11 protein-coding genes and 1 tRNA gene are annotated in these 12,583 nt (G+C 70.9%); 4 read left to right on the forward strand and 8 right to left on the reverse strand.

The features are described 5' to 3' along the window. The first annotated feature begins 28 nt into the window (after positions 1 to 28). The 3 genes from ACM26Y_RS00625 (at position 29) to ACM26Y_RS00635 (ending at position 2,839) form a co-directional block, all read left to right on the forward strand. The gene (locus ACM26Y_RS00625; protein ID WP_416062376.1) at positions 29 to 1,387 is read left to right on the forward strand and encodes an MFS transporter; all 1,359 of its coding nucleotides are present in this window, start codon (positions 29 to 31) and stop codon (positions 1,385 to 1,387) included. A gap of 293 nt (positions 1,388 to 1,680) precedes the next feature. Beyond that, the gene (locus ACM26Y_RS00630; protein WP_416062377.1) at positions 1,681 to 2,406 is read left to right on the forward strand and encodes a GAF domain-containing protein; all 726 of its coding nucleotides are present in this window, start codon (positions 1,681 to 1,683) and stop codon (positions 2,404 to 2,406) included. Between the two features lie 10 nt (positions 2,407 to 2,416). Then, complete coding sequence (locus tag ACM26Y_RS00635) at positions 2,417 to 2,839, forward strand: hypothetical protein (RefSeq protein WP_416062378.1); 423 nt, start codon at positions 2,417 to 2,419, stop codon at positions 2,837 to 2,839. Positions 2,840 to 3,453: 614 nt separating this feature from the next. On the opposite strand, the gene ACM26Y_RS00640 is transcribed toward ACM26Y_RS00635, so the two are convergent. The 8 genes from ACM26Y_RS00640 to ACM26Y_RS00675 form a co-directional block, all read right to left on the reverse strand. Continuing rightward, positions 3,454 to 4,014, reverse strand: coding sequence for a helix-turn-helix domain-containing protein (locus tag ACM26Y_RS00640; protein WP_416062379.1), 561 nt, complete (start codon positions 4,012 to 4,014; stop codon positions 3,454 to 3,456). Positions 4,015 to 4,265: 251 nt separating this feature from the next. Next, positions 4,266 to 5,165 carry a hypothetical protein gene (locus ACM26Y_RS00645; protein ID WP_416062380.1) on the reverse strand — a complete coding sequence of 300 codons (900 nt, stop codon included), beginning with the start codon at positions 5,163 to 5,165 and terminating at the stop codon, positions 4,266 to 4,268. Positions 5,166 to 5,318: 153 nt separating this feature from the next. Then, positions 5,319 to 5,909, reverse strand: coding sequence for a TetR/AcrR family transcriptional regulator (locus tag ACM26Y_RS00650; protein WP_416062381.1), 591 nt, complete (start codon positions 5,907 to 5,909; stop codon positions 5,319 to 5,321). 335 nt (positions 5,910 to 6,244) lie between these two features. After that, on the reverse strand, positions 6,245 to 7,648 hold the full coding sequence (locus ACM26Y_RS00655) for an Hsp70 family protein (RefSeq protein ID WP_416062382.1): 1,404 nt from the start codon (positions 7,646 to 7,648) through the stop codon (positions 6,245 to 6,247). Positions 7,649 to 7,703: 55 nt separating this feature from the next. Beyond that, positions 7,704 to 8,225, reverse strand: a complete 522-nt coding sequence (locus tag ACM26Y_RS00660) for a DinB family protein (protein WP_416062383.1) — start codon at positions 8,223 to 8,225, stop codon at positions 7,704 to 7,706. An 85-nt stretch (positions 8,226 to 8,310) separates the two neighbouring features. Continuing rightward, on the reverse strand, positions 8,311 to 10,053 hold the full coding sequence (gene selB / locus ACM26Y_RS00665; protein ID WP_416062384.1) for a selenocysteine-specific translation elongation factor: 1,743 nt from the start codon (positions 10,051 to 10,053) through the stop codon (positions 8,311 to 8,313). Further along, positions 10,053 to 11,357, reverse strand: a complete 1,305-nt coding sequence (selA, locus tag ACM26Y_RS00670) for an L-seryl-tRNA(Sec) selenium transferase (RefSeq protein WP_416062385.1) — start codon at positions 11,355 to 11,357, stop codon at positions 10,053 to 10,055. The genes selB and selA overlap by 1 nt, the downstream gene beginning before the upstream one ends. 32 nt (positions 11,358 to 11,389) lie before the next feature. Then, a tRNA-Sec gene (locus ACM26Y_RS00675) sits at positions 11,390 to 11,484 on the reverse strand. A 57-nt stretch (positions 11,485 to 11,541) separates the two neighbouring features. Between ACM26Y_RS00675 and selD the strand changes: the two genes are divergently transcribed. Next, positions 11,542 to 12,564: a selenide, water dikinase SelD gene (gene selD / locus ACM26Y_RS00680; protein ID WP_416062386.1), complete on the forward strand. Its 1,023-nt coding sequence runs from the start codon at positions 11,542 to 11,544 to the stop codon at positions 12,562 to 12,564. Positions 12,565 to 12,583: the final 19 nt, after the last annotated feature.

Raw genomic sequence — 12,583 nt, forward strand, 5'->3', positions numbered from 1 at the left:
TTCACCGACTCTCCCGTTCGGAGCGACAATGGTAGATCGCACGCAAGTCCAGGCCCCGGCAACTCCCCCAGGAGATCCCGTCACCACGCCCCTTCGATCCGCGACCACCCGCTACGCCAAAGGCGCCTGGTGGGTCACCTTCCTGTTGTTCATCTTCATGGTGATCAACTTCGCCGACAAGGCGATCCTCGGTCTCGTCGCCAAACCGCTCAGCGAAGAGTTCGGCCTCGACGCCGTCGCATACGGACACGTCGCCAGCAGCTTCTATCTGCTGTTCAGCATCGCTGCCTTCGTGGTCGGTCTGCTGGGAGATCGCATCCCCACCCGATGGCTGCTGCTAGGTCTGGCCCTGATGTGGGCACTCACGCAGATCCCCATGCTGTTCACCACCAGCACAGCAGTACTCATCGCCACCCGTGTACTCCTCGGCGCTGCCGAAGGCCCCGCATACGGCACAGCGAACCACGCACTGCACAAGTGGTTCGACGACCGCCACCGGCAAGTCCCCAGCAGCATCATGACCGCCGGCGCATGCGTCGGTCCCCTGATCGCCGCACCGGCACTGACCTGGGTCATCGTCAACTACGGCTGGCGCGCCGGGTTCGGCGCCCTGGCCGTCATCGGATTCATCTGGTGCGCGCTGTGGGCGACCGTCCGCCGAGAAGGCCCCCTCGGCAACGCCGTCGACCTCGACACCCCTGCACCCGACACGGAAACCGAAACCGAAACCGGCCGGGACAGTGAGGTATCCCTCCTCCAGATCATCCGCTCCGGCACCTGGATCGGCGCCACGCTCCTCGTCTTCGCCGCCTACTGGGGTATGTCCATCGCAGTGGCATGGCTGCCGCGCTACATGCAGGACGGACTCGGCTACTCGACCACCACGATGGGCAACCTCGTGGCCCTGTCCTGGACCATCGGCGCGGTGTTCATGATCGGGGGCGGCTGGATCTCCCAACGCCTGACCACCAAGGGAATCCCCACCCGCATCTCCCGAGGCATCTTCGGATCCGCCCTCGTCCTTTCCGGCGGTCTCGCTGCCTTCGTCGGTGTCCGCACCGGCTCTCCGATCGCGAGTCTCCTGCTTCTCATGGTCGCTGTCGGTGCACCCACAGCCGTCTACGCCATGGGGCAGACCTTGATCAGTGAGATCGCCCCTCTTCGTCGCCGAGGAGCAGCACTCGGCCTTCATGTCGGGATCTCCACCGTCGCGGGCATCATCGCCCCGACCGTCATGGGCAACCTCATCGCCGCCGGCACCGATCCGCTGTCCGGTTTCACCAAGGGATTCGACGCTCTGGCCCTCGTCCTGATCGTTGCGGCCGTGGCCGGAGCACTTCTCATCCGGCCGGAGAAAGACACACAACGCCTCAGCTTGAAAGTGTGACCACGAAGCACGCCTTCTAGTGTCGAGGGCTCCAGATCCGGTGTGCCCGCGGTGAAGACCGCGGGCACACCGCACACGAAACAATCCGGCAACGGCACCTCGATGGGTCCGTGCTCGACCTGACCGGGCCGCCCTCCCGGACCGGTGCGGGTCCGCCGCGATTCCGGGGCTGGGCCGCCGCGATTCCGGGGTTGGGCCGCACCCGCGGCGCCGCCGGACTGCATCGAAGGCCGTCGCGGCGGGTAGGTTCGAGGTACGCGTACCGCACACACCCGACCCACAGGAGGCGGAAGATGGCGACGCCGCAGGAGTCGGCGCCCGACGCATGGGCGGCAGTGTTTGCGCGCATGTCGGGGGTGCTGCTGTCGGAGCAGACCGTGACCACGGTTCTGAAATTGATCACCTCGCTGGCCAAGGACACGTTGCCTGGGTCCGCTGGGGCCGGGGTCACCCTGCTCGGCGAGGGCGGCAGCCGACGGACGTCGGCGGCGACCGGACCGGTGGTCGAGCGGCTCGATGCGCTGCAGTACGAGCTCGGCGAGGGACCGTGTGTGACCGCATCGCACGACGGAGTCGTGGTGCGGGTCGACGACCTGACCGAGGAGCGGCGGTGGCCGCGGTGGTCCCCGCGGGCGGCACGGGAAGGGATGCGCGCGACGCTCAGTGCTCCGCTGCTGCACGCCGACCGATGCCTGGGTGCGATCAAGGTGTATTCGACCCGACCGCACGACTACACCGCGGCGAGTGAGGACATCCTGCGCCGGTTCGCCGCCCAGGCGGCCATCCTGTTGGCCAACATGCACACCCTCGCCGCGGCCGAACAGCTCGGCGAAAAGCTCACCGAGGCTCTGCGTACCCGCGATGTGATCGCCACGGCGAAGGGCATGCTGATGCTGCGCGAACACCTCGATTCCGAACAGGCCGCACGCCGGCTGCTCGAGCTGTCCGCGAGCCGGCGTGTCCCGGTACGAGAGGTGGCCACGGCAATCGTCGCCTCCGCCGGCACGGAATCGGTGTGAGGACCTGGCGATGCGGTTTTTCCCCGACGGCGAGCATCGTCACCGGTTCCTCGCTGCCCTGCGGGCTGCGGGGCTCGAGGTGGAGGAATTGTGGTTGCGGTACTTCGCTCTCGGTGGCGAAGCCGGCAAGGTCGAGATCGAGGCCTATCTCAACGGGTTGCTGCCGCTGCCGTCGCTGCAGCACGATCTGCTCGCCCATGCGATCAACGAACGTCTCGACGAACTCGCCCCACCGCGGGCTCCGTATGCCACCGAGCTGCCTCCCGAACTCGTTGCGCCGACAGGCTCGACCGGTACGCACGGGAACCAGGATGCCTCGGCCGGCTGCAACGAGCCTGACGGCTGCGACGAGCCCAGTGACAGCGATGCGGCGGACGAGCGCGACGACGATCCCGGCGGTGGCGAGGGCGGGGGAACTGCGTCGGATCGGTAGCGCAGTGTGGGCGTTGCCTGGGGGCCTACACGCCGAACCCCGCCGGCAGCAGGGGCGTGGCCGGCGGGGTCGGCTCCGCCGGGCGTAGGTGATGCAGAACTCGCCTCCGGCGGCCGGGGTCGTCGGTGCAGGGGGGTGACGGACGACCCTTCACGTCGAAGGTTACGCCGTTTCGGTCGGTCCGTGGGATGAACGGGAACGGCACGGTGTAATGGGCAGCCGACGGCATCGCAGTCGGCGCTTGTCTTCGTTTTCTGGTGAGTGTATTCGTTTTTCGGAAGAAGGAGGGACGGATCGTCACCGATAGCGCGCAGCGTGTGGTTCTCGCGAGGCCGCGGTGCTGCGCCGGTGCTGGACGATGTGCTGTCGCGAAGGCCCGAGCCCTGGATTCGGTTCGTGACTTCTACAGTCCCGACGCCGATCTCCAGGCCCTCACCGGGAGCAACAACGATGCCGCGGCGAGCGGGCCCTTGCCGTGGTGACGTGCCGCGCCGGGCGAAACCAGAACCCTGAAAGCGCCGATGCCCGCCTCTACGGCTCCGTTCGAGGGACCGCACCCCCCGGAAGCTGGCGGCGCCGATCCGCGCTGATCGATCCGGCAGCTGACTATGAGATCAACTCGGCCGGTCGGGCTCCTCGTACAGTGTGCGATGCGGCGGTCGGCCGTACACAGTGCGATATTGCGTCGCGAACCGGGACGGGGTGGAAAATCCGCACCGGGTGGCGATCGCAGCGACGGTCTCCCCTCGGCTCGGGTCGCCGGCCCGCAGCTGCCGGTGGGCTCGCTCGAGCCGAACCGATCGTAGGTATCGCATCGGGGTGCTGTGGTAGTGCCGCACGAAAGCGTACTGCAATGCCCGAGCGCCGACTCCGGCTGCGGCAGCGATATCGCCCAACCGGATCGGCTGGGCCGCATGCGATTCGATGAACGCCACTGCCCGCCGCACGGCTGGCGGCACGGTGGCCGCTTCCAGCACCAGCCGGACCGGCGTCGGCTCGTCGCCACGGCCGGAGCCGAGCACTGCCTCGGCCAGCTGCTGCATCGGCTCACCCGACTGCCGCGACGCCAGCAGCAGCACCTCACGGGCGCCGTCGACGTCGAGCCGATACCGCTCCATCAGTACTCCGGTGGCCCGCTCGATCACCGCACGCGACGCCCATGCCTGCTCCGGCACCGTCCGCTCCTGGGCTGGCGCGCCCCGCACCACCGTATGGCTCCCCGAATGCTGGTCCATCCGACGATCACACCACCTCGAGCCTCCGCAACGCCAGGACCCGCGAACACCGGGACCCGCGACGGCTGCGCCGGTTGCGCCCGGATCCTGTGGGGGTGGCTCAGTACGCGGCAGTACCTGCCGACATCGCGGCCCCTGGTCACTACGGGGCGAAGCGGAGGTGGATCCGGTTTGCGGCCGCCGGTGCGCGCTCAGCGCGTCGGGACCGGACTGGGAGTGAGATGACGGTGCAGGACACCGAGGCCGTAGAAGCCCGCTCCGGGAGCAGCCGCCAGGGCGAGGGCGGCGACGGCCGGTGGGACCTGACCGCCGTGCGCGAGCAGGATCTGGGTCGGTGACTGCAGGGCGGTCACGCAGCATCCGGTCCAGACGATCAGCCAGGCGAGCCGCGGCCACCGTCGGGCGAACAGGAACGGGACCACGAACGCCGCCACGCTCAGCACCCCGGTGACGACCAGCACGGTCCGCTGGGCCGGCAGTTCCATCCCCTGCGGGCCGCTGCCCCCGGGGCCGACCACGCCCCAATACCCCATCGCCACGCCGAACGGCACCAGCCCCAGGGCACCGGCGACGGTCGCCGGTGTCGGCGGTCGCCGGGGCGGCGAGACGAGCAGATGTCCCCACCGCTCGGTCACATGGGTGAGCACCAGGACGGCCGTCGCCACGGCCAGCACCCCGAACCCGCTGTAGACGATGCCGAACACCCACGGCGCCAGGCCCGAGTCACCGGCCGGCTGCGCCTCGCCCGTGACCGCGAGTTGGACCGCCAGTCCGAGGGGCAGACCGAGCAGGATCGGGGCCAGCAGTCCGGTGGCTCCGGCGCCCAGGACGAACACCAGCGCGGCTGGCACCTGTCGGGCCCACGGCCGCGTCAAGGCCGCCAGGAAGATCACCGCGATCAGCATCAGCACGACCGTGATGCCGTTCCCGGCGACGAACCGGGCGCCGGCCATCTCGGCCGACCCGGCGGCATCGATCGTCCCGACCGTGGACCCGGTGAGCCAGAGAAGCTTCAACACCACATACGGCACCGTCGCTGCCACCGCGACCGCAAGGGCTGTCTGCTGCAGGGGGAAATGCATCCGGGACATCGCACTCCTCATGTGGAGGAACCTATCTAGATGACGATCTCTAATATGCGGGCCGGAGTCGTCGCCGTCAAGTGGGTGGACCCGGACCCGCAGGCTTCGCAGCGCGGACGCGGAACCGACACTGCACGAGTGAGGAGACCCGCGTGGGTGCGGTCAAGCCGGGTTGTCGTCCAGGAGAGCGATGGCCCGCACCGCGGCCGCGACCGGCTCGTCCATCCACTCCGGGATCGGCCCCCCGATCCGGCCCCGGATCATGCCGTACGGCGTGTCACGGCAAGCCAGTGCCACCAGCTCGAGGCCCCGGGCCGTCACGCGCCCGTAGCGGCGCAGGGTGAGGTCCGCGAGGTGCTCGGCCACCGGATCGTTGAGTCCCTCGAGGTCGGCTGCCAGGTCGGGGGGCGGGTCGGCTGCCAGATCCGCATAGCGATACAGCGTCAGCGTGCGGGCCTCGGGCGGATGGGCGCGGCAGAAGCGGGGGATCAGCAGGGCGGTCGCGACGATCCCCTCGACCGGGTCCTCGATCTCACGCACGGCGGCGAACATCTCGTGGAACTGCCGCACACACCGTACCCACGCCGAGACGAACAGCGAATGCCGCGACCGGAATCGGTGATAGATCGATCCCGACGGCGCCCCCAGCATCGTCGTCACGTCGGCCACCGTCGCGCCGTGTCCGCGCTCGTAGGCCACTCGGACGGTCGCATCCAGGATCTCGTCCCGCGAGTAGAGAGCACGCCTGGCCACACCGACACCCTAGTACGCATCCGGGCGAGCCCCTCCAGATGATGCCGCCCTGCTGTCGCACTCGGAGCGAAGGTGATTCCCCGAATCCGGCCGCGTCGCCCGAGATGCGGTCACCGGCCCCAGCGCCCGAATCGACCCGTGTACCTCACGGCGGATCGGACCCGCTTCGATTGCTGCGCAGCAGTTGTCGCAAATCCTGGTTCGGCGCCGGTGGAGTATCGACCACTGCGAGGAACACTCGACACCGAAAGGTCGGTCTCCGTCGACAACTTCGGCCTCGGCCGAAGTCGGACACCTCGTTCTCGGAGGTCGTCGATGGTATGTGGGATCAGGGGTCAGAGCCCGGGTATCCGGGGCAGTTCCGGTAGGGGGAGCGGCGGCGGAGGCGGGGGAAGTGTCGGTAGCTGGAACTGTGGCAGACCGGGTACGAGCGGGGCTGGTTCCGGCGGGGGTGCAGGAGCCGATGCGTCGGCAGGCGCACTGTTCTGCGTCTGCGGGGTGAAGGGTGCCTGAGTCGTGCTCTGGGTTTGCGGCTGGTCCACGGTACGACCGTCACTCTGACTTGTGGCCGGCGGCTGCGTGCCGGCCACCGGTGGGGTGCTTCCCGGAGGCGGAGCTACCGCCGGGATCTTCGTGGGCTGTGGCAACACTGCTTGCCGCGCCGGTGCCTGGGTGCTCTCTTGCGTGACGGTGGGATCTGCGTCGGAACCCTGCAGCAACGCGGTGCCGAGGCCGATCGCAGCGACGGCGGTGACGACACTGCCGGCGAGAAGAAGGCGCCGGCGCTTCCGCGACGGTGCGGTGGTGTCGACGGTGTGCCGGGTGTCGACGGTGTCGCTCGTCTCGTGTGGCGCGGTTACCTCGGTCGGCAACACGACCGCGCCGGTTGCCGGGCGGGCCAGCAGCGCCGCCCCCTCCGCCGCCACGAGTTCGGGCTGTGCGGGCACGATCACCGGAAGCTCGAGCCACGACTCCATCACGGAGGTGACCAGCGGAATGTTCGCGCCGCCCCCGATAAGAACCGCGGCGTCGGGGGTGCGTCCCGAGCGGCGGATGACCTCACGGGTGAGGCGGGCCGACGCCTTCACAGGGCTGTCGATGAGCGAATCGAAGTTGTCCTGGGAGAGCAGCAGCAGGCCACCGTCGCCCGGCACGCACACCGCGCCCTTGGTGGACAGCTGCTCCTTCGCGTCGCGGCACCTGGCGGCGAGGGCGAGCTGTGCTGCGGTGTCGTCGGGCTGGGTGAAGCGGTGCAGTGCGAGGTGGTGGTCGTAGATCAGCCGGTCGACGAGGTCGCCGCTGATCTGGTCCGAGCGTGCGGTGCTCAGCACGATCCCGGTGGTGCGGTCGACGACGGTGACGGTGAGGCCGGAACTGCCGAGGTCGTAGAACACAAGCGTCTCGTGGTCGCCGAGCCCTCCGGACGTCTCCAGCATCTCGAGCGCGGCCGTCACTTCGGGCACCAGGTGGAAGTTGCCGATCTCCAGTCGGGCCATCGCGGCCTGGACGGCACCGGCCTGCGCCTGGTTCCGGTACGCGACGCCGATGGCGTCTACCTCGTCGATCTCGTCGGTTTCGGTGAGCACCGTTTCGAGGGATTCGGCGGTCGGGTCCCCCGGCCGTTCGAGCGTTGCGGTCACCGACCGTGACCGGAAGATCGGGCCGTCGGGGCTCTCGGCGTCGCGGCATGCGAAGCGCACAGCGCTGGCCCCGACCGACACACCGAGAACTGACGTCATGACGCCGACTATAACGGTTCGGTCACGGGTCGTGCGAGGTGCCGACCCGGCCGGATCAGCCCGCGACGTCGTGCAGATGGTGCTCGACGTCGTGCAGCAGGTATCGACACAACTGCGCGACGGTGAACCTGCGGCCGTCACTGCGCAGGCCGTCGCGCTCCCAGTCCTCGACGCCCTCGACGATGTCCACGGTCTCGTCGGTGCGTGCCGCGATCTGCCGGGCGACCCCGGCGGGATCTGCTGCCCAGAACCGCCGACGGATCGCCTCGGCCTCGCCGTCGTAATCGGCGAACACCGGGGTGTCCTCGGTGATCATCGCCCGCACCCGTTGTCCGAGGACGGAGATGAGGTCACGCGAGTGGCAGGCGTACTCGAGCGCCGACCACACCGTCGCAGCGGGACGTTCGGCGACGTCCGGCCGCTGCAGCACGGCCTGCCAGCGGGGCACGCCCGCTCGCAATCGTGCACCGGTCGTGGCCGGATCGTGCGGTGTGTACCCGCATTCGGGGCACCCTCCGTCGAGCACGAAGGTCCAGTCGCGCGTGTCGGGCGTAGCGGGTTCGGGCGCGGTGTCCATGGCACCCATGGTGCCGCTGTACGGGTTCTTCCGGATCCGGATCGATCGCGCAGGTGAGGTTCGCCGCGGTATCGCTGTCGCGGCCTTACCGGGCGACCTCGCGGCGGTCGTCGGCGAGCCGTCGCGTGCGGCCGGCCCGGTCGAGTTGGTCGAGCAGCGGGAGCACCACCCGGCGGGTCGTCTGCAGCCGCTCGCGCGCGGCACTGGTCGTGAACGGCTGTTCGAGTTCCCGGAGCCGTGCGACGGCTGCGTCGCCGGCGTCGGGGAGCAGGACGATCCCCGGCGCGACCCGCCACAGCTGCCCGCTGCGGTGCGCCGCTCCCAGAGCGCGGTCGTCGAGGCCGAGTTCGCGAAGCCGGTCGGCGGTCGGGGCGACGAACGGAGCGGCCAGGAGGTCGCGGCGCACCGCGTCGACGGCCTTCCGGACGTCGCTCGGCAGCACGTCGGCGCCGGGTCCGACGACCCGGCCTCCGACGACCCGCAGCGGCGGGCGCACCAGCGCTCGGACCAGGTCGGGGGCAGGGAGTCGCAGCTGCGAGGCCAGAACGGTCAACGGGACGGCCGGATCCAGCGGGTGTGCGCGGGCATGCTCCTCGACGAGTGCGGGCAGCCGGTCGGCGACCGCTTTCGCGAAGGCGGGTCCGGCGAGCCACGGCCCGACCACCAGGTGGTCGCCCTCCTGGCGAGGAATGCCCAGCTGACGTAGCCGATCCTGGTGCAGGAGTCCGCGGCGGCCGAGCTCGTCGGCCAGGTGTGGAGTGCCGTCGGCGCCCGCGAGTCGGCGGGCGCGGCGTGCCGCGGCACCGCGGCGCCGCAGGCGGGGCGGGTCCGGATCGAGTACGTCGGCCCGCCAGATCATTCGGCGGCCCGGGTCGCGCAGCAGGGCACGGTCACCGATTCGGAGTGGCAACGTCCGGTCGAGGGTGAGTCTGACGAGATCGTCTCCGAGTGGGCGGCAGCGGACACCGACGTCCGCGGCCCCGACGTGCAGCACGGGGCTGACAGGGGGCCGGTCCGAGCCCGTGATGCGCACGTCCACGACGGAAGTGTGGTGCCACGCGCCGGGGGTCACGAGCACACTGCCCCGGGCCAGGTCGTCGATTCGGCCGGCGACATTGAGAGCGACCCTGGCCACGCCGCTCACCGCCTCCCGGTCGCGCCCGAGTGCCTGAACCCCGCGCACCCGCAGCGGTGTGTCACCGAGAGCGAGGGTGTCGCCGACCCGGACCGTCCCGGCGGGAAGCGTCCCGGTGACGACGGTCCCGGCTCCGCGCACGGTGAACCGGCGGTCCACCCAGAGCCGGACATCGGCGTCCGGGTCCGGGTCCGGCAGGGCGGCGACCATCGTCGTCAGAGCGGCGCGGAGGTCGTCGAGGCCCTCTCCGGTGTGGCCGCTCACGGCGACGACGGGAGCCCCCGCCAGACCGGTGCGAGCGACCTCCGCGGCGGCCCGCGCGGCGGCGGGACCCGGATCGGCGAGGTCGGCGCGGGTCACCGCGACGACCGCGTGCCGCACACCCAGGGCGTCGAGCGCGGCGAGGTGCTCGGCCGCCTGGGGCATCCACGGGTCGTCGGCGGCCACCACGAACAGGGCGGCCGGGACCGGGCCCACCCCGGCGAGCATGGTGGTCAGGAACCGCTCGTGTCCGGGGACGTCGACGAAGGCGACCTCTCCCACCCCCGGCCAGGAGGTCCAGCAGTAGCCCAGCTCGATGGTCAGCCCCCGCCGCTGTTCCTCGGCCAGCCGATCGGGGTCGGCCCCGGTCAGCGCTTTCACCAGCGTGGACTTGCCGTGGTCGACGTGCCCCGCGGTCGCGACGACGTGCATCAACGCTCCTCGAGCTCGGCGGCGCGTCGTACGGCATCGACCAGGTCGTCGTCCTCCTCGGGAGCGACCGTCAGCAGGTCGAGCAGCAGTCGGCCACGCTCGAGGCGGCCGACGACGGGGGGCTCGCCCCGGCGCAGCGGACCGGCGAGGCGCTCGGGCAGCGCGATCGCGATGCTGGGCAGGACCACGTCCGGGGCTCCGCCGCCGCCCACCACGCCTTCGGAATCGACCACCTCCGGCTCCGTTTCGGCCGGGAGCGCCGCGCAGATCGTCCGGGCCCGGTGCCGAAGGTCGTCCGGCCGGCGGGCCAGCGCAGCCGGTACGGGAGGCGTCGGTCCGGTCAGCGTGGCCTCGAGCGCCGCCAGGGTGAGCTTGTCGACGCGCAGCGCACGGGCGAACGGGTCGCGTCGCAGCCGCTCCACCAGTCCGGCCTCGCCGAGCAGCAGCCCGGACTGCGGGCCCCCCAGCAGCTTGTCGCCCGAGGCGGTCACGAGGTCGGCTCCGGCGCGCAGCATGCTGGTGGCGTCGGGCTCGTTCGGCAGGCGCGGATGAGGGGCGAGCAGTCCCGACCCGATGTCGGCCACGACGGGAACGCCCAGTCCCGTCAGCTCCCGGACCGACACCGACGACGTGAAGCCGCTGACCGTGAAGTTGGAGGGATGCACCTTGAGAACGAAGGCGGTGTCGGAGTCGACCGCCGTGGCATAGTCGCTCAGGCGCACCCGGTTGGTCGTACCGACCTCCCGCAGCCTGGCGCCCACCGACTCCAGCAACTCCGGGATCCGGAAGCCGTCGCCGATCTCGACCAGCTCGCCCCGCGCGATCACGACCGAACGGCCACCGCGGGCGAGCACCCGGGTGACCAGTGCGAGGGCGGCGGCGCCGTTGTTGACCACGTGGACGGCGCCGGCGTCGGGCACCTGCGCGGCGAGTGCCTCGAGAGCGCCGCGCCCGCGCCGGCCGCGCCTGCCGGTGGCCAGATCGAGCTCGACGTCGGTAGCGCCGGCCGCCGTGCTCACGGCGTCCACCGCGGCGCGAGACAGCGGGGCGCGTCCGAGGTTGGTGTGCACCACCACGCCGGTCGCGTTGACCACGCGGCGCAGGGTGGTCGCGCCGGCCGGCAGCAAGGCGACCGCGTGGTCGACGACGGCGGCCGGCTCGATCTCGCCGTCGCGGCACCGCTGCTGGGCCGCGACCACCGCGTCCTTGACCAGACGGGTACCGAGCCGGTCGGCGGCCGCACGCAGGCGCGGCTCCGCCAGGACCTGGTCGGTGCGGGGGATTCCCCGCCTCGGATCCGGCACGCGCCTCCTCATCCCACGGCTGACGGAAGAACTGGCGGAGGCGGACGGGAATCGAACCCGCCTGGCCCAGCTACTGGGCCACAACGGTTTTGAAGACCGCGTCCGTCACCAGACGAGAACCGCCTCCGCGCTCACCTTAACCGGAAGTCGGGCCCGGGGTCGCAGTCGGCCGTATGTTGAGGCCATGACCGCACACGTCGACCTGCCCGAGGGCACCTTCCGGCTCACCCAGTTCGCCGCCGGTGGCGGCTGCGCCTGCAAGGTCCCGCCGGGTGAGCTCGAGCGAGTGCTCGGTGGTCTACCGGGAGGCCGCGCGACGGGCGACCTGTTGGTCGGTGTGGAGAACGGTGACGACGGCGCCGCGGTCCGGATCGACCCGGCGCCCGACGGGAGCGGCCGGGCGGTGATCGTGACTGCCGACTTCTTCACCCCGGTCGTCGACGACCCCTACGACTGGGGACGAATCGCCGCCACCAACGCCATGTCCGACGTCTACGCGATGGGGGGCACGCCGATAGTTGCGGTCAACCTGCTCGGCTGGCCGCGGGAGATCGTCCCCTTCGAACTGGCCGCCGAGGTGATGCGGGGCGGTGCCGCCGCGTGCGCCGAGGCCGGCGCTCACCTCGCCGGCGGACACAGCATCGACGACCGCGAGCCGAAGTACGGGCTCGCGGTCACCGGGCTGGGGGACCCGGATCGGTTGCTACGCAACGATGCTGCCGAGCCGGGCCTGCCGCTCACCCTCACCAAGCCGCTCGGTCTCGGCATCCTCAACAACCGCCACAAGGCCACCGGCGAGCGGTTCGACGAGGCGGTCGCGGTGATGACGACCCTCAACCGCGACGCGGCACGGCTCGCCCACGCGGGCGGGGTCCGTGCCGCCACCGACGTGACGGGCTTCGGCCTGCTGGGGCACCTGATGAAGATGATGCGGGCCAGCGGCACGACTGCCGTCCTCGACGCCGCGAGCGTGCCGTATGTCGGCGGGGCGAGGGAATCGCTCGCCGAGGGGTTCGTGCCGGGCGGGAGTCGCCGCAACCTCGAGTGGGTTCGCGAGGAGGTGGACGCCGACGTGGACGAGGACGAGCTGCTCCTGCTCGCCGACGCGCAGACGTCCGGCGGCCTGTTGGTCGTCGGGGAACTGCCCGGTCATCCCGTCATCGGAGAAGTGGTTCCCGCGGGCGCGCACGCGATCCGGGTGCGCTGACCCCACGGCCGGCGGACAG

The organism is Rhodococcus indonesiensis (genome assembly GCF_047782815.1).
GTDB lineage: Bacteria > Actinomycetota > Actinomycetes > Mycobacteriales > Mycobacteriaceae > Rhodococcus > Rhodococcus indonesiensis.

Coding starts and splice junctions, on each gene's coding strand:
- ACM26Y_RS00625 (WP_416062376.1), top strand. CDS start 29: ATGGTAGATCGCACGCAAGTCCAGGCCCCGGCAACTCCCCCAGGAGAT.
- ACM26Y_RS00630 (WP_416062377.1), top strand. CDS start 1,681: ATGGCGACGCCGCAGGAGTCGGCGCCCGACGCATGGGCGGCAGTGTTT.
- ACM26Y_RS00635 (WP_416062378.1), top strand. CDS start 2,417: ATGCGGTTTTTCCCCGACGGCGAGCATCGTCACCGGTTCCTCGCTGCC.
- ACM26Y_RS00645 (WP_416062380.1), bottom strand. CDS start 5,165: ATGTCCCGGATGCATTTCCCCCTGCAGCAGACAGCCCTTGCGGTCGCG.
- ACM26Y_RS00655 (WP_416062382.1), bottom strand. CDS start 7,648: ATGACGTCAGTTCTCGGTGTGTCGGTCGGGGCCAGCGCTGTGCGCTTC.
- ACM26Y_RS00660 (WP_416062383.1), bottom strand. CDS start 8,225: ATGGACACCGCGCCCGAACCCGCTACGCCCGACACGCGCGACTGGACC.
- selB (WP_416062384.1), bottom strand. CDS start 10,053: ATGCACGTCGTCGCGACCGCGGGGCACGTCGACCACGGCAAGTCCACG.
- selD (WP_416062386.1), top strand. CDS start 11,542: ATGACCGCACACGTCGACCTGCCCGAGGGCACCTTCCGGCTCACCCAG.